Raw genomic sequence first — 16,156 nt, 5'->3', positions numbered from 1 at the left:
CGACACAGCCGCTCGGCCGCATCGCCGCTGACGCCAATACATCGGATTACTGCCGCCCTTTTTCAACGGAATCGGCCTTTCTCGGACCTGATACGCGTCCCGATTGCGGCGTAGGCTATGAGTACGCGCCCCAGTTTCCCTGCCAAAGCCTTTATCGGGCTCGCCGAAGGCGAGACCCGGTGGCGGGGAGTGACAGTTGGGATTTGGAAGCTCTCGCGACCCGACGCGAGCCGTCCGAACGGGCGGCCAGGCCGCCTTGCTATTCGCTCGCCTTCGCCCCCAGCCACGCCAAGATCATCTCCACGATTTGCGTCCGGCTCTTGGCCAGCACTTTCGGCTCGCTCAGGTCGCGGTCGAACAGGGCGCCGAAGGTGTGGCGGTTGGCGACGCGGAAGAAGCAGTAGGAACTGATGGCAAGATGCAGGTCGACGGCGTCGACGTCGTTGCGGAAGACGCCTTCCTTGCGGCCGCGGGCGAGGATGCCATCGAGCGTCGCGATCACGCTGGCGTTGAGCTGGCGCAGTTGCGGATTCTGCTTCAGATGCTTGCCATGATGGATGTTCTCGATGCTGACGAGGCGGATGAAGTTCGGATTGCGCTCGTCGTGGTCGAAGGTCGCCTCGATCAGCCGCCGCAAGCCCTCGCGCGCGTCGCAGCGCTGGATGTCGAGCTGGTCCTCCAGCGCGCGGATGTTGCGATAGGCTTCCGCCAGCACCGCGAGATAGAGCTGCTCCTTGCCGCCAAAGTAGTAATAGATCATCCGCTTGGAGGTGCGGGTCCGCGCCGCGATCGCGTCGACCCGCGCGCCGGAATAGCCCTCGGAGGCGAATTCCTGCGTCGCCACCTCGATGATGTCGCGCTTGGTGCGCTCGGGGTCGTTGGTGCGCTTATGGGCGGGGGGCATGCGCTTCAGCATCACTGTTTCTCCCGCCAAGTCGTATGGATCACCCTGAAGGTGAAGGCAAATTTCGCAACTCCGGGCACGGCTTCGATGCGGCCTTGCGTAAACGTACTAGTTCGTACATTATGAGGGAAAGAGGGTGACGGCAAGTCACCGCAGCTCCGGCGCAACCCAACGTGGTCGCCGGCAATGACGCGGGATCTGCCGCACATCACACGGGGAGGATTTTCATGACGTTGACGTCAACCGCATCGCTGAACGCGCCCGTCGCAAAGGAAGCCGCGCAGACCAGGCTGCCGAAGCGCGCCGCGCTCGTCAGCTTCGTCGGCAGCATGCTCGAATACTACGATTTCTTCATCTACGGCACTGCCGCCGCGCTGATCTTTCCAAAAGTGTTCTTCGCCAATGTCGATCCCTCGACGGCGACACTGCTCGCTCTGCTTTCCTTCGGCATTGGCTATATCGCGCGTCCGGTCGGCGCCGTCATCCTCGGCCATTTCGGCGACCGCATCGGGCGCAAGACGGTGCTCTTGTTCACGCTCGTCCTGATGGGCGGCTCGACGCTCGCGATCGGGCTGTTGCCGGATGCGAAGGCGATCGGCAATGCCGCGCCGATCATCCTGACCCTGCTGCGGCTGTTGCAGGGCCTGTCGGCCGCGGGCGAGCAGAGCGGGGCCAACTCTCTGACGCTCGAGCATTCCGCCAACTCCAACCGCGCCTTCTTCACGAGCTGGACGCTGAGCGGCACGCAGGCGGGCGCGATCCTGGCAACGCTGGTGTTCATCCCGGTTTCGAGCTTGCCGGAAGATCAGCTGATGAGCTGGGGCTGGCGCATTCCGTTCCTGCTTTCCGCGCTGGTGCTGCTGGTCGCCTATCTCGTGCGGCGGACCATGCCGGAGACGCCGGTCTTCGAAGACATCAAGGACAAGGCGCAGGTCGCACGCTTCCCCGTGATCGCGCTGCTCCGCGACTACTGGCCCGACGTGCTTCGCGTGATCGTCTGCGCGCTGATCGCCACCGTCAGCACCATGACCGCCGTGTTCGCACTTGGCTACGCTACCAGCAAGTTCGGCGTGGCGCGCCCGACCATGCTCTGGGCCGGCGTGCTCGGCAACGTCACCGCGCTGATCACCCAGCCGCTGTGGGCGTTGCTCGCCGACAGGATCGGCCGCAAGCCGGTGTTCATCGGCGGCGTGCTCGGTTGCGCGGTGCTGCTGTTCCCCTATTTCATGCTGGTGACATCGGGCAACACGATCGCGATCTTCGCGGCCGCGATGATCCTTTCCGGCGTCGTCTATGCCGCCCCGAACGCGATCTGGCCGTCGTTCTATGCGGAGATGTTCGAGGCGCGCGTGCGTTATTCCGGCACCGCGATCGGCACGCAGCTCGGCTTCCTCGCCGCGGGTTTCACGCCGCTGGTGAGCGCCAGCCTGGTCGGCGAGGGGCCGAACGGGTGGATCCCGGTCGCGATCTTCGTCGGCGCCTGTTGCGTGATCTCGGCCGCGGCCGCTGCGACGGCGCGCGAGACGCACACGGTCGATATCGCCGATCTCGGAAAGCGGCGCGGTTAGAGCAGAGGTGAGGTTCACATGCTGACGCAGGCAGTTTCGACCACGAGCGGGGCGGTCATCGGCCTCGAACAGGGCGGGGTGCGCGCCTTCAGGGGCGTGCCCTATGCGACCGCACGGCGCTTTGCGAAAGCAGTGCCGCCGCGCGCGTGGTCGGAGCCGATCGCCTGTACGGCCTACGGCGCCTACGCGCCGCAGCCCGGTCATCTCGATCATGCGAACGAGCCCACCTGTCTCAGCCTGAACATCTTTGCACCGGCGGCGGCCTATCGACCATTGCCGGTGCTGTTCTTCATCCATGGCGGCGCCTTCGTCACCGGCGGCGGCGCCGACTATGATGGCGGCTTCCTCGCCGCGCAAGGGCCGGCCATCATCGTCACCATCAACTACCGGCTCGGTCCGCTCGGTTTCCTGCAACTGCATCGCTTCGGTGGTAGGCTGTCGGAGGCCAACAATCTCGCAATGTCCGATGCGCTCGCTGCGCTCGACTGGGTGCGTGCGAACATCGCGAATTTCGGCGGTGATCCCGATGCGGTGACGCTGTTCGGCCAGTCCGCCGGCGCGTCGATGGTGATCGCGCTGGCCACCCTGCCTCAGGCGCAGGGCAAGTTCGCGCAGGCCATTGCCTTCAGTGCACCGGGCCGTGGCATCATGAACCCAGCGCATGCCGATGAGGTGACGCGGCGGGTGATCGCAGAGCTCAAGATCGAAAACGATGCGAGCGCCATCGCGACGGTGCCGCTGCCTCAGCTCTTCGCAGCGGTGGAGAGCGTTGGTCGCAGGCTGGCGGATGAAACGGAAGCCGGGACCGTGTTCGGTCCGGTGCTGGACGGTGTGGTGATCCCGCGCGATCCGATCTCGGCGATCGCCGATGGCGCGCTGCGCGATGTCCCGCTCTGGCTCGGCTCCTGCCGCGACGAGATGGCGATGTTCCTGAAGAGCACGCCGCCCGCCGCAATGATCCGCGTCACCGAGCGGCACGTCCGCGCGTCCTTTGGCGATGCCGGCTTCGAGCGCCTGCTCGGCTGCTATCGCGCGACGGCGCGTCCCGATGAAGATCCTTACGAGGCGCTGCTGTCGGATGCATTCTGGCATCGACCGCTAGCCGTGATTGCGCGCCATCAGAGTGCGGCCGGTGGTGCTGTCTGGCTGAACCGGTTCGACCATCGTCCCGCGCTGGAGCCTTTCCTGTCGCAAGGGCCGACCCACGGCGCGGACAATGCCTGCGTCTGGGCGCACTTTCCTGACTTCGTCGATCGCCCCATCCTCCGGCGCAAGGGTGGCCCGATGACACCTGGCGATATCGAGGTCGCCACGCGCCTTCAGGCCGCCATGCTGCGCTTCATCGCGACCGGTGCGCCTGAAACAAGCGACGTCTGGCCGCGGTTCGAACTCGGCAAGGAATCTCTCGCCATCTTCGACCGGCCGTTCCAGATAGCTCGCCTCAACGTGGACGAGCGCTTCCGCCTGTGGGCGGAGCTTGAGGGGCGATCCGCCCCGGCCACCGACAACACAATGATGCAGGCAGGTTGAACAGATCGCCCTGCCTCGTAGCTTGGATAGTTCAGCGAGCGAAGGCGGAAGCGAGATCCGCGATCACGTAAGGTGGCCCCGCATTCACAACGGGCCTTCGCACGAGAAATGCAGTAGTACTAACCGCCCCAACGACAATAGGGGGAGCACCGATAGCTTCCGCCGTGCCAACGGCCCCAGTGCCAGCGCACCTGGACCACGTCACTCTCCTGCACCATCGGCTTGGCGCTCGTGGATAAGGGTGTGATCGGGGCAGCCATTGCGGGTGCTCCGAGCGATATCGCACCAATCACGAGAAGCGCTGCAGGAACCTTGGTCATCGACATGACGTTGCTCCAATCCGGAACTTGCGATCACAATCAACCTGGCTGACTGCAATTCGTTGCACGGTCCAGCCGCTCGGCCGTCCGCACCGCGCAATAGATTGATTTATCTCAAGACGGTATCCGGAACGCGGGCTCAACCTGCAGAAGGCAGGGATGGTTCGGACAATCGGGAGGTGAGGCATGTACCGGCATATTCTGATTCCGACAGATGGGTCGGAGCTGGCGGAGCATGGGGTGGCGCGTGGGTTGGCGCTGGCGAAATCCCTTGGAGCCAAGGTATCCGTGATCTTCGTCGTGGAACCGTTTTCAGAACTGACAGGGCGGTTCCTTGAAGCCGTCGCGACATATGCCGAGCTGCGCAAGGAACAGGCCAGGAGCGTATTGGATCGCGCGGCAAATGCGGCCAAAACGGCTGGCGTTTCTTGCGAGACGATTCAAGTGGAGAGCGGGCATCCCCATCAAGCCATCATCGCCGCAGCTGAGGACAAGGGCTGCGATCTCATCGTCATGTCATCGCATGGCCGCAGTGGGCTTTCCATGCTTCTGATCGGCAGCGTGACTAACAAGGTGCTGACGCAGGCGAGAATCCCCGTGCTCGTTTGTCAGTGAGCGCGCAGAGCCTACGCGATGGGTCATCAACCTGCCCGATTTTGGCTTGGCCACGCGCAAGCGTCGCGCACTCAATCGAGAGAGTGTGCCGTGTGGCACCCTCTCTCTAGCCGCTCCCAGGCAATGGGGGAGGGAACGCAGCGGTAGGCCGGCTCGCGCGTCGATCTCATCGACCCGGCTGGTCGGCGCGCTTCTGCTGCCACACGAGGCGGCTGTCAGAATTGAATTTCGCCGGGGATGTCCTCCGCGGTGAGGCCGACGGTTCAAAAGCCTTGAGCAGCCATTCGCGGGTCTGGCCCAGCGCGCGGTTGTAGTCGGCCCAGGCGCTGAGAAAATCCTTGTAGCGCCGATCGGCCTCAGCGCGGATGCCGAGATTGGTCGGCAGTGTGAGCAACGGCCGTGGCACTGCGAGCTCGCCGAGCGTCGGGTTCTTCTTCAACGTCGCAACCGAAAGCACGGCGAGTGATATGTTGCAGTCCGCCCGTCCAGTGGACACGGCGAGGATCGCCTCGTTGCGTTCCTTGAAGCCGAGGATCGTCGCCTTCGGGCAATAACGCCGCGCGATCGTCTCGTGCGTCGAGCCGATGTCGACGGCGATCTTGACCTCGGGCTTGTTGATTTCTGCCCAGGTCTGCGGCTTGCCAAAACCCTTCCTGGTGATGACGGTGAAGGAGTGCACCAGGATGGGCGAGGAGAAGTCGATGACCAGTGCGCGCTCGGGCGTCGGGTTCACGGCAAAGGCAAGATCGATCTTCTCGGCCTGGAGATCGAGGATCTGGTTGCCCCAGGTCGATTCCAGCGTCTCGACCTTGGCGCCGAGCTTGCCTGCGATGTCGTTCGCCATGTCGATGCAGGCGCCCGACCATTGATTGTTGGCGAGGTCCTTGTGGAAATAGGGATCCTGGCCGGCAATGACCGCGATGCGCAGCGCGCCGTTCTTCTTGATACGGTCGAGGGTGGAGCTTGGTGCCGTGTCGGCCCTGCCCGAGGTGGCTGCGGCCATCGCAGCGCCGGCGAGGGCGACGGTGGTGAGTGCGTCCCTGCGATTCATGGCAGTTCTCCTGGGCAGTTACCCTGACATCCAACCCCGGCTTCTGGACTATTTCTGTATTCAGCTTAAAATGCAATACTGTATTTTTAGCCCGGAAAGAGAAAGCTCAGCCAATGCGTGCCCTGTTCGTCGATGCCAACGACACGCTTGCCGCCGTAACCGAAAAGCTGCTGCGCAAGGATAGCCTCCCGGTCGGCATCAACCGCGACCCCGCGATTTCGCCCGACGACCTGCCGCTGCTCTTGGACGGCGTGGAGATCATGATCGTCGATCACACCGCGGTGCCGACGGCGATCGCCGCGAAGTGTGCGGCTCTGAAGCACGTCGTCTTCCTCGGCACCGGAGCGCGCAGCTACATGAATCCGGACGAGCTTGGCCAGCACGGCATCGCCGTCCACACCATCAAGGGCTACGGCGACACCGCGGTCGCCGAATGCGCGATCGCGCTGATGTGGGCCTCCGCAAAAGGGTTTGGCGAGATGGATCGCGGCATGCGCGAGGGCAACTGGCTGCGCCGCGACGCGCTCCAGCTCACCGGCAAGACGCTCGGTCTGATCGGCTTTGGCGGCATCGCCGCCGAAGCCGCGCGCATGGCGCTCGGCTGCGGCATGAAGGTGATCGCCTGGAACCGGACGCCGAAGACGCATCCGGGTGTCGACTTCGTCACGCTGGAGAAGCTGCTGGCGGAGAGCCACGTCGTCTCGCTGCATCTGCTGCTCAACGACGAGACCAAAGGATTCCTCTCCCGCGAGCGCATCGCGATGATGCGTCCAGGGAGCATCCTGATCAACACGGCGCGCGGCGCGGTGGTCGATGAGGACGCGATGATCGCGGCGCTGCGCTCGGGCCACATCGGGCATGCCGGCCTCGACGTCTTCACGGTCGAGCCGCTGCCGGCAGGCCATCCGCTGACCAAGCTTCCGAACGTGACGCTGTCGGCGCATTCGGCGTTCCGTACGCCGGAGGCGAGCGACAATTTGATCGGTGCGGCGCTCGATCATTGCCGCCGCATCATCGCGAGCGGCCGATAGTTGCAAACATCGGGGACGGGCATGATGTCTGCGCAGGATATGAGAAGCCTTTCGATCTTGCGTGCTCTGTCCGCCTGTCCTACGCCACCTCGGAACATAACTGGCGCGCGCTCAAGCGCATCGCCAAAGACTTTCAGGGAGCTGTCATGACCATTCGTAACGCCCGCACCGGAGGCCAGATCCTGATCGACCAGCTGGTTGCGCAGGGCATCGAACGCGTCACCTGCGTGCCGGGCGAGAGCTATCTCGCCGCGCTGGATGCGCTGCATGACAGCCCGATCGACGTGATGATCTGCCGTGCCGAAGGTGGCGCCGCGATGATGGCGGAAGCCTATGGCAAGCTCACGGGCCGCCCGGGCATCTGCTTCGTCACCCGCGGTCCCGGCGCGACCAATGCCAGCCATGGTGTCCACATCGCAATGCAGGATTCCACGCCGATGATCCTCTTCGTTGGTCAGGTCGACACCGGCATGCGCGAGCGCGAGGCGTTTCAGGAGCTCGACTACAAAGCGGTGTTCGGCACCATGGCGAAGTGGGCCGTCGAGATCGATCGTCCCGATCGCATTCCCGAGCTCGTCGCGCGCGCGTTCCGCGTTGCGATGCAGGGCCGCCCCGGTCCCGTCGTGATCGCGCTGCCGGAGAACATGCTGACCGAGACGGCGGCGGTTGCCGACGCGCCGCGCGTCGAGCCTGTCGTGAGCTGGCCGGCGCCGGCCGATCTCGAACGGCTGACTTCGATGCTTGCCGGCGCAAAGGCGCCGCTCGTCGTTCTCGGTGGCTCCGGCTGGACCGCGGAAGCGGCCAAGGGCATCGCGCGCTTCGCCGAGCGGTTCGATCTGCCGGTCGCAACCTCGTTCCGCCGGGCGTCGCTGATCGACGCTGATCATTCCCACTATGCCGGCGATCTCGGCATCGGCCCGAGCCCGAGCCTGAAGGCGCGCATTACCGGCGCGGATGTCATCCTGCTGATCGGTGGCCGCATGTCGGAGATGCCGTCTTCGTCCTACTCGCTGTTCGACATTCCCGTGCCGAACCAGAAGCTGATCCACGTTCATCCAGGTTCGGAAGAGCTCGGCCGCGTCTATCAGCCCACGCTCGCGATGCAGGCCACGCCTGCTGCGTTCGCAGCCGCCGTCGAGACGCTGAAGCCCGCGGCGACGCCGGCCTGGGAGGGCGAAGCAGCCAAGGCGCATGCAGACTATATTTCCTGGACCGAGACCGCGCGCGAGCTGCCGGGTTCGTTCCAGTACGGACGTGTCATGACCTGGCTGCGCGATCGGCTGCCGAAGGATGCGATCGTGTGCAACGGAGCCGGCAACTATGCCGGTTGGTTGCATCGCCATCACCGCTTCCACGCCTTTGCCGCGCAGCTTGCGCCGACCTCGGGCTCGATGGGCTACGGCGTGCCGGCGGGCGTGCTTGCCAAGCGGCAACATCCGGATCGCGTCGTCGTGGCGTTTGCCGGGGACGGATGCTTCCTGATGAACGGCCAGGAGTTTGCGACCGCCGTGCAGTACGACGCAGCCCTGATCGTCGTCGTGATCGACAATGCGCAATACGGCACCATCCGCATGCATCAGGAACGCGACTATCCCGGCCGCGTGGTCGGCACGCAGCTCAAGAATCCGGACTTCGCGATGTACGCAAAGGCGTTCGGCGGCCATGGCGAGCGCGTCGAGCGCACGGAAGAGTTCGCGCCCGCCTTCGAGCGCGCGCTGGCGTCGGGCAAGCCTGCGATCCTGCACTGCATCTTCGATCAGCGCGCGTTGTCCGTCGGCAAGGATTTTGTGCCGCAGGAGAATTCGCGCTGATGTCGACTGGCCGCCACGTTGCCATCATCGGCGCCGGCGCGGTCGGCGTGATCAGCGCCATCGAGGCGCTGCGCGAGGGCCATCGCGTCACGCTGATCGATCCGGGTGAGCCCGGCGGCGAGCAGGCGGCAAGCTATGGCAATGCCGGCTGGCTGTCGTCGCATTCGGTGATCCCGCCGGCCGAGCCCGGTATCTGGAAGAAGGTGCCGGGCTATCTGATGGACCCGCTCGGTCCGCTCGCGATCCGCTGGTCTTACCTGCCGAAGGCTTTGCCCTGGCTGATCAAGTACCTGCTCTCCGGCTGGAGCGAGTCGCGCGTCGAGAAGACGGCAGTCGCGTTGCGCGATCTCCTGAAGGACGCGCCCCTTCTGCACAAGAAGCTCGCGGACGAGGCCGGCGTTTCCGAGCTGATTGAACGCAACGGTGTGATGCATGTCTTCCTTTCGCGCGCCAATTTCGATGGCGACCTCGGCTGGCGCATCCGCAAGCGCGTCGGTGTCGAATGGCTGGAGCTCTCTGCGGACGAGATGCGCCAGCGTGAGCCCGAGCTTGATCCACGCTATGAATTCGGTGTGGTGGTCGAGGAGGCCGGACGCTGTCGCGATCCCGGCGCCTATGTCGCGGCACTTGCCAATCATGCGCTCGCCAGCGGCGCTAAACTGGTGCGCGCCAAGGCGACGGGCCTCAGGCTCGACGGCAGCAAGCTCATTGCCGTTCTGACCGAAAGCGGCGAGATCGCCTGCGATGCCGCCGTGGTCGCTGCAGGCGCGCGCTCAAGACTGCTCACCGCATCTATCGGCGATCGGCTGCCGCTCGAGACCGAGCGTGGCTATCACGTCATGATCGAGAATCCGGAGACGGGGCCGCGCTCTTCGATGATGGCCTCCGACGCCAAGATGGTGGTGAACTGGACCAACAAGGGCCTGCGCGCCGCCGGCACGGTCGAGATCGCCGGGCTTGACGCGGAGCCGAACTGGAACCGCGCCGAGATCCTGCGCGACAATCTCTTCAGCATGTTTCCGAAGCTGCCGAAGGACATTCCGGCCTCACGCATCAAGATGTGGTTCGGCCACCGCCCGAGCATGCCGGACGGCCGTCCCTGCATCGGCTATGCCCGCGCCTCGCGCGATGTCGTCTACGCGTTCGGCCATGGTCATATCGGCCTCGTCGGCTCCGCGCGCACCGGCCGCCTCGTCGCGCAGCTCGTCAGCAGCAAGGCGCCGGAGATTCCGCTTGAACCGTTCGCACCCAGCCGCTTCCTCTGAGATAGCATCATGACCTATCCGCAAAATTCCTCGTCCCGCATCGCTCGTGGCGGCAAGGCGCTCTATGGCGCGCCACTCGGCATTCTGATGCTGGAAGCGCGCTTTCCCCGTATTCCCGGCGACATGGGCAACGGCACCACCTGGCCGTTCCCGGTGCTCTATCGCGTGGTGAGCGGAGCGAGCCCGGAGAAGGTCGTGCTGAAGGGCGCGGCCGGGCTGCTGCCGGACTTCATTGACGCGGCGAAGGATCTGGTGCGGCTTGGCGCCGAAGCCATCACCACCAATTGCGGCTTCCTCGCGCTGTTTCAGAAGGAGCTTGCCGCCGCCGTCGGCGTGCCGGTGGCGACGTCATCGCTGATGCAGGTGCCGTGGGTGCAGGCAACCTTGCCGCCTGGCAAGCGCGTCGGCCTCGTCACGGTGTCGGGCTCGACCCTGTCGCCGGCCCATCTGGAAGGCGTGGGCGTGCCGCTGGACACGCCGCTGGTCGGCACCGAGAACGGCAAGGAGTTCTTCCGCGTCCTGATCAAGGCCGAGAAGGACGACATGGATATCGCTGAAGCCGAGCGCGATGTGGTCGACGCCGGCAAGGCGCTCGTGGCAAAGCATCCTGATGTCGGCGCCATCGTGCTTGAATGCACCAACATGCCACCTTACGCTGCTGCATTGCAGGCGGAGGTGGGCCTGCCTGTTTATGATATCTATTCCATGATCACGTGGTTTCATGCCGGACTGCGGCCGCGCCGGTTTGGTTAGAGGTCGAGAAGCTCCCCATGAACAAGCATCTGGAACTCGCCTCGGACAGCATCGTCGATCGCGTCTATGAACAACTCAAGGCGATGGCCGTGAGCTACGAGTTCAAGCCGGGCGAGCGGCTCAACGAGGGTGAGCTGGCAAAGCGGCTCGGCGTCAGCCGCACGCCGCTGCGTGAAGCGCTCAATCGCCTGAACACTGAAGGCTTCCTGCGCTTCATGCCAGGCAAGGGCTTCTTTTGCCGTGAGCTCGACGCGCACGAGATCTTCGATCTCTATGAGCTGCGCAAGTCGATCGAGATCGCCTCGGTCCGTCTCGCCGTCAAGCGCGCTGGGGACGAGGACATCGACGCGCTGCTCAAGTTCCTCGAAGCGACGGGGCCAGACCCCGGCGAACGTTCGTCGGTCGAACTGGTCGAGCTGGATGAGACCTTTCACGAGCGGCTGATGGCGATGTCGAACAATGCCGAGATGCTACGCGTGCTGCGCAACGTCAACGCCCGCATCCGCTTCGTGCGCTGGATCGACATGGACCGCGTCAACCGCTCCGACACGCAGGCCGAGCACCGCGCCGTCGTCGAGGGCCTCAAGGCGCGCGATGAGGCGCGTTGCGTTTCCGTGCTGGAAAAGCACATCGACCGGCGGCTCGATCGCATCACTTCTGCGATCAAGGAAGGCTATGCGCAGATCTACATGCCGGCGGCGAGCGTGCTTGGGCAACGCTGACCGGGAGAATGGGTCCCGCCTCATCGGCAGGCGGGATTGCCGGCATTCGGGATCACCAGGAAGGTGATGGTTTTCGGCGCCAGGGAAATCGTCCCGGCCGGCATCGTGTGCGCTTCGAGCGGGGGTAGATCGTCGTTGGCAGTGAGGGCGAGCATCCTCCCATTCAATCGTGCGGTCGAGCTTCGTAGCCGCATCGCATCCAGCGTGTAGCGCTCCGACGCGATCGGCAGCTGCAACCTGCGCGACCCGCTCCGTGACGTGTTGATCGCAAGGATGGACACGGCACCGCTCGTGCTGGGATGGCAATGCGCATACAGGTGAAGGTCGGGCGTGCTGGTTGCGCCGACGTCGAGCACGGTCGTTCCCATCAGCCGGTGCCACAGCAGCGCACCCCAATAGTTCGGCCGCGGCCGAAACGTCGTCTCGTCGAGCAGGCCGTAGTCGCTCGCGGCCAGCGTGTTGTGCATCACCACTTGAACACCCGCCCGCGCGAGCCGTCCGAGCTGGTCGAGATAGCGGAAGGTGTCGAGGAGGGTCGCGTCCCAGCGATTGCCGCCGCAGGCGGCGTCGGCCGTCTCCGTCAACCAGATCGGCGTGCTAGGTGCGAATTCGTCGCGCAGGCTGCGGTAGATCGAGAGCGCGCGATCGGTGCGCGCGAGCCAACCTGGCGATAGCGCCCGCGCCGGATCATCCCGGACGCCGCAGCGCGGCGAGAGTGTGTTGTAGTGATGATAGGAGAAGCGATCGAGACTTCGTCGGGAAGCCGCGAGCAGATCGCGCGTCTGGATACCGCCTGCCGACGGCGAGGACGAGTCGCCGACGGAGCCGGGGCCGACGATCAGCGTGTCAGGGGCATGCTGGCGCATCCATGAATGGAATACCGCGAAGTCGTGGCCATAGGCCTTTGCGTCATAGCCCGGGGGCGCGCCGTTCGTGGCCGCGAGCGTCGGCTCGTTCATCAACTCGGCGGCCGCGATGCGGCTGCCGAGCGATTGCGTGAAAGAGAGAAGCTGTTGCGGCTGGTCGGGCGTCCAATGTCCGTCCGCGTTGCGGCTGCCCGCACTGACGGCAAACGACGTGACGATCTCAGCATTCACCGCGCGCGCAAAGTCGACGACCCCGCGCCACTGTGCGCGGTTCAGTACGGAGTTGAAGCCGGAGGGCGGTACAGCCGGCGCGTTGTCGGCGTCGGCAAAGAACGTCGCGTTCGCCCAGGTGCCGCTGATGCGCATATACGCCGGGCCCAGAGCGCTGGCGAGCCTGCGCAGCCGCGTGTTGGCGAGATCGATCGGTGACCTGTAGCTGTAGCGATCGCGCGCGATCTGCGCGTCTGCTCGCGGGCTGCGTGAATACGGCTTCCAGAAGCGCCCGCCCGTCACTTCGACCATCTCGACATTATAGGATTGAAAGCGAGCGTCGATCGTACCGATTGCCGTCATGTGCGCGGGCTCGAGCGACTGCGCTCTTGCGCCAGCTCCAGGGGATATCGCGATAACGAGCAACAGCGTTGCGATGACGCCGTTCCGGCGGGGCCGCGGCGGAGGTTGCACGTCGTGCTCCCCTGCGCTGATGTCTTCCGGATCGATCATACCGTACGTCTGCCAGAAGTGCGCGGCCGCATCGGCGTCAAGGGCGTTGATGGGAGGGGCCTGATCCACTATTCCATCGGTCGGCCCAATTGACTGCCCCACAGGAGCATAAAACATGAAAAAAACCTCCTCACCCTCGCGGCGCGACCTGCTTGCGACCGCGGCTGCGGCAACGGCGGCCGCCACCATGACCGAGGCGGCGCCGGCCGCCGCGCAAGCGGGGCCGAAGCCGATTTTCCCGGTGCCGATGACGACGATCCCGATCGTCGGCGAGACGGATGTGTTCCAGGTTCGCCGCATCTACTGCATTGGGCGCAACTATGCCGCGCATGCGATCGAGCGCGGCTCGGATCCGAACCGCGAGCCGCCGTTCTTCTTCCAGAAGCCGACCGATGCGATCCAGAACGTCGCGATCGGCGAGGTCGCCGAGCATCCCTATCCGTCGCTGACCAAAAACTATCATCACGAGGTCGAGCTCGTTGCCGCGCTGAAATCCGGCGGCAGCAACATCTCGCCGGAAAAGGCGCTCGATCACGTCTATGGCTACGCGCTCGGCCTCGACATGACCCGGCGCGATCTTCAGAACGGCATGGCCGCGGAGAAGAAGCCGTGGGAGATCGGCAAGAGCTTTGACCATGCGGCGGTGATCGGCCCGATCCATCCGGCCAGCAAGACCGGCCATTTCGAGAAGGGCGCGATTTCGCTGGCGGTGAACGGGACCGTGCGGCAGAGTTCGGATCTCAGCAAGATGATCTGGAGCGTCGCCGAGCAGATTGCAAAGCTCTCCAAAGCCTTCGAACTGAAGGCGGGCGACATCATCTATTCCGGCACGCCGGAGAATGTCGGCCCGGTCGTGAAGGGCGACGTGCTTCTATGCAAGCTCGAAGGCCTGCCGGATATGTCGATCAAGATCGTCTGAGAGTTGAGCCGCCTCCGTCGGCACAACCATCCCGGCGGAAGTTTCCTGATTGCCGGAGTTCCATCGGTCGATTGCCCTGTGTTGGGCAATAAACAAACGTCCTGCCGCCATATTTGCGTAAGAAGTGATCTCCCGTGAGGGAGGCGCTCCGATGAACAGATCCTTGATGGCCGTGGTCGCGATGCTCGTGCTGGTGCCCGCCGGCGCCGTTGCGCAGGAACGCGCAGGCGATGCGGCATTGGGAGCCGTCTCCGGTGCTGTCGTGCTCGGGCCGATCGGTGCGGTGGCTGGAGCCTTCGTTGGTTACGCCGCTGGTCCTTCCATCGCGCGCTCATGGGGCCTGCGCGGCTCTCGCTCGGCGACGAGCCGGCAGCGGCCGCGCAGAGAAGCTAGTCGTGTCCCGAGTTCGGCACCTCCAGCGCCCGCCCCAGTGGCCCCGACGCCCAGCTCAGCGGCTCCCGGTCCCACCAGTAGTCGGGCGATGGAAGCCAATGGCCGTGTCGCTCAAATCGGGCCGGCTAGCAATCCATCGGTTCAGGCATCTCCTGCTCAGCCGCAGCAGACTTCGACGCCACCCGTTCAGGGGTTCGACTAAGGTCAGGGCTCACGCGGCGGTCTTCGGTCGAAGCCGGTCGACCGTCCTTGCGATCAGCGCCGCAACATCGGGCACCTTGGGGCCGATGCGAAATTCCGGTCCGGCGACCACGACGGAGAGCCGCCGATCGCCGATCGGCAGCGGGATCGCGGCGCCCGCGAGGTCGCGGCTGTAATCGCCAAAGCTCTGGCAATAGCCGCGGGCAATCGAATTGCGCAGCTCCACCTCGACCGCCTCGATGCTGATCGGCGTCGACGCGCCATACTGCCTGAACTCGATCTTGCGATAGAGCTGGTCGCGCTCTTCCTTGGAATATTGCAGCAGCAGCGCGCGGCCGCTGGCGCTCGCATGGATGGGAATGCGGTGGCCGATCGTCGCGAAGTAGCGGATCGCGGCCTGCGATTCCACAACGTCGATGAAAACAGCCATGACGCCCGAGGGCGCAACGATGGACGCGGTCTCGCCGGTCTCCGCCGAAAGCTCGGAGATCAGCGCATGCACCCATGGCGGCAGCGGCTCGACCTCCGAGACCATCCGCGCCAGTGTCAGCCAGCGCGGCGTCGGATAGTAGCCGCCCCGACGTCGCGGCTCGTAGAGATAGCCCTTCTCCGACAGGGTCGCGAGCAGGTTGAAGGTCGACGAGCGCGGCCAGCCGAAATGATCGGCGATCTCCGCGAGTGTCGCAGGCTTCCTGGCCTGCGCGAAGAATTCCATGATCTCCAGGATGTTGGCGGCTTGGCGAACGATCATTGGGATCAGGTCCTAAGGCAGGCCAAGGATCTTTTTCGCGGCGCGAAGATGCGGCTTGTCGATCATCATGCCGTCGAGGCGCAGCGTGCCGGAACTGGGATTGTCGGCGAAGGCCGCGATCACCTTCTCCGCCCAGGTACGCTCGGCGTCGGTCGGCGTGAAAGCGGCGTTGACGACGTCGACATGTTTTGGGTGAATCAGCGCCTTTGCGGAAAACCCATCGCGCCGGGCGGCGCGCGTCTCCTGCTCGAGACCCGCGAGATTGTCGATGTCTGTATAGACGGTGTCGATCGGCGCGACCTCCGCTGCGGCTGCCGCCATCAGGCAGAGATCGCGCGCCAGCCGATAGGGGCTATGGAACACGCCCCCGCTTGCTTTCTCAGTGGCGCCGAGCGAGGCGGAGAGATCTTCGGCTCCCCACATCAGGCCGGCGAGGCGGGGGGAGCAATCCCTGTAGGTGCCGAGGCCGAAGATCGAGCCAGCGGTTTCAGTCGCGACGCAGACGATGCGGGTCGAGCCCACCGTGGTGCCGGCCGCTGCCTCGAATGCGTCGAGCCACAGCGCCACCTGCCGGACGTCGTCGCCGCCGCGTGATTTCGGCAGCACGATGCCGTCGGGCGCGCCCGGCATGACCGCGGCGAGATCGACGAGCGTCATGCCGGCGTCGAGCGCATTGACGCGGACATAGAGCTGATGCGGGCCGCGGCGACCCTGAAGCATCGCGAGCGTCAAC

Annotated in this window: 14 protein-coding genes and 1 pseudogene; 10 read left to right on the top strand and 5 right to left on the bottom strand. The window is 64.9% G+C overall.

What is annotated here, in order from left to right:
- Positions 1–259: 259 nt before the first annotated feature.
- The gene (locus SO180_RS39440) at positions 260–916 is read right to left on the bottom strand and encodes a TetR family transcriptional regulator (protein WP_449384183.1); all 657 of its coding nucleotides are present in this window, start codon (positions 914–916) and stop codon (positions 260–262) included.
- A gap of 215 nt (positions 917–1,131) precedes the next feature.
- Here SO180_RS39440 and SO180_RS39435 point away from each other — a divergent pair, with 215 nt between their 5' ends.
- The 3 genes from SO180_RS39435 (at position 1,132) to SO180_RS39425 (ending at position 4,937) form a co-directional block, all read left to right on the top strand.
- Positions 1,132–2,472 (top strand): MFS transporter, encoded by a 1,341-nt coding sequence (locus SO180_RS39435; protein ID WP_449384182.1) that lies wholly within the window; start codon positions 1,132–1,134, stop codon positions 2,470–2,472.
- An 18-nt stretch (positions 2,473–2,490) separates the two neighbouring features.
- Entirely contained in the window at positions 2,491–4,002 is a 1,512-nt protein-coding gene (locus SO180_RS39430; protein ID WP_449384181.1) for a carboxylesterase/lipase family protein, read from the top strand.
- Positions 4,003–4,508: 506 nt separating this feature from the next.
- Positions 4,509–4,937 (top strand): universal stress protein, encoded by a 429-nt coding sequence (locus SO180_RS39425; protein ID WP_449384180.1) that lies wholly within the window; start codon positions 4,509–4,511, stop codon positions 4,935–4,937.
- Positions 4,938–5,152: 215 nt separating this feature from the next.
- Here SO180_RS39425 and SO180_RS39420 read toward each other — a convergent pair.
- Positions 5,153–5,988 (bottom strand): annotated as a pseudogene (locus SO180_RS39420) (transporter substrate-binding domain-containing protein).
- Between the two features lie 113 nt (positions 5,989–6,101).
- Between SO180_RS39420 and SO180_RS39415 the strand changes: the two are divergent.
- The 5 genes from SO180_RS39415 to SO180_RS39395 all read left to right on the top strand — a co-directional run bounded on the left by SO180_RS39415 (position 6,102) and on the right by SO180_RS39395 (position 11,570).
- Positions 6,102–7,019, top strand: a complete 918-nt coding sequence (locus SO180_RS39415; protein WP_449384179.1) for an NAD(P)-dependent oxidoreductase — start codon at positions 6,102–6,104, stop codon at positions 7,017–7,019.
- Positions 7,020–7,165: 146 nt separating this feature from the next.
- On the top strand, positions 7,166–8,830 hold the full coding sequence (locus SO180_RS39410) for a thiamine pyrophosphate-binding protein (protein WP_449384178.1): 1,665 nt from the start codon (positions 7,166–7,168) through the stop codon (positions 8,828–8,830).
- On the top strand, positions 8,830–10,095 hold the full coding sequence (locus SO180_RS39405) for an NAD(P)/FAD-dependent oxidoreductase (RefSeq protein WP_449384177.1): 1,266 nt from the start codon (positions 8,830–8,832) through the stop codon (positions 10,093–10,095). The genes SO180_RS39410 and SO180_RS39405 overlap by 1 nt, the downstream gene beginning before the upstream one ends.
- A 9-nt stretch (positions 10,096–10,104) precedes the next feature.
- Positions 10,105–10,848: an aspartate/glutamate racemase family protein gene (locus SO180_RS39400; protein WP_449384176.1), complete on the top strand. Its 744-nt coding sequence runs from the start codon at positions 10,105–10,107 to the stop codon at positions 10,846–10,848.
- 17 nt (positions 10,849–10,865) lie between these two features.
- Positions 10,866–11,570 (top strand): GntR family transcriptional regulator, encoded by a 705-nt coding sequence (locus tag SO180_RS39395; protein ID WP_449384175.1) that lies wholly within the window; start codon positions 10,866–10,868, stop codon positions 11,568–11,570.
- Between the two features lie 20 nt (positions 11,571–11,590).
- On the opposite strand, the gene SO180_RS39390 is transcribed toward SO180_RS39395, so the two are convergent.
- Positions 11,591–13,276 (bottom strand): glycosyl hydrolase family 79 N-terminal domain-containing protein, encoded by a 1,686-nt coding sequence (locus tag SO180_RS39390; RefSeq protein ID WP_449384174.1) that lies wholly within the window; start codon positions 13,274–13,276, stop codon positions 11,591–11,593.
- Here SO180_RS39390 and SO180_RS39385 point away from each other — a divergent pair.
- Together SO180_RS39385 and SO180_RS39380 are read left to right on the top strand one after the other, a co-directional pair.
- Positions 13,275–14,078, top strand: a complete 804-nt coding sequence (locus SO180_RS39385; protein WP_449384173.1) for a fumarylacetoacetate hydrolase family protein — start codon at positions 13,275–13,277, stop codon at positions 14,076–14,078. The genes SO180_RS39390 and SO180_RS39385 overlap by 2 nt on opposite strands.
- Before the next feature lie 151 nt (positions 14,079–14,229).
- Entirely contained in the window at positions 14,230–14,673 is a 444-nt protein-coding gene (locus SO180_RS39380) for a hypothetical protein (RefSeq protein ID WP_449384172.1), read from the top strand.
- A 9-nt stretch (positions 14,674–14,682) separates the two neighbouring features.
- Here SO180_RS39380 and SO180_RS39375 read toward each other — a convergent pair whose 3' ends face one another.
- Together SO180_RS39375 and SO180_RS39370 are read right to left on the bottom strand one after the other, a co-directional pair.
- Positions 14,683–15,423, bottom strand: a complete 741-nt coding sequence (locus tag SO180_RS39375) for an IclR family transcriptional regulator (RefSeq protein ID WP_449384171.1) — start codon at positions 15,421–15,423, stop codon at positions 14,683–14,685.
- Between the two features lie 12 nt (positions 15,424–15,435).
- Positions 15,436–16,156, bottom strand: a 721-nt coding sequence (locus tag SO180_RS39370; RefSeq protein ID WP_449384170.1) for an HpcH/HpaI aldolase/citrate lyase family protein, incomplete at its 5' end; no start/stop codon positions are given.

This window comes from Bradyrhizobium sp. UFLA05-112, from assembly GCF_053572325.1.
This window is presented reverse-complemented; position numbering and strand designations above follow the sequence as displayed.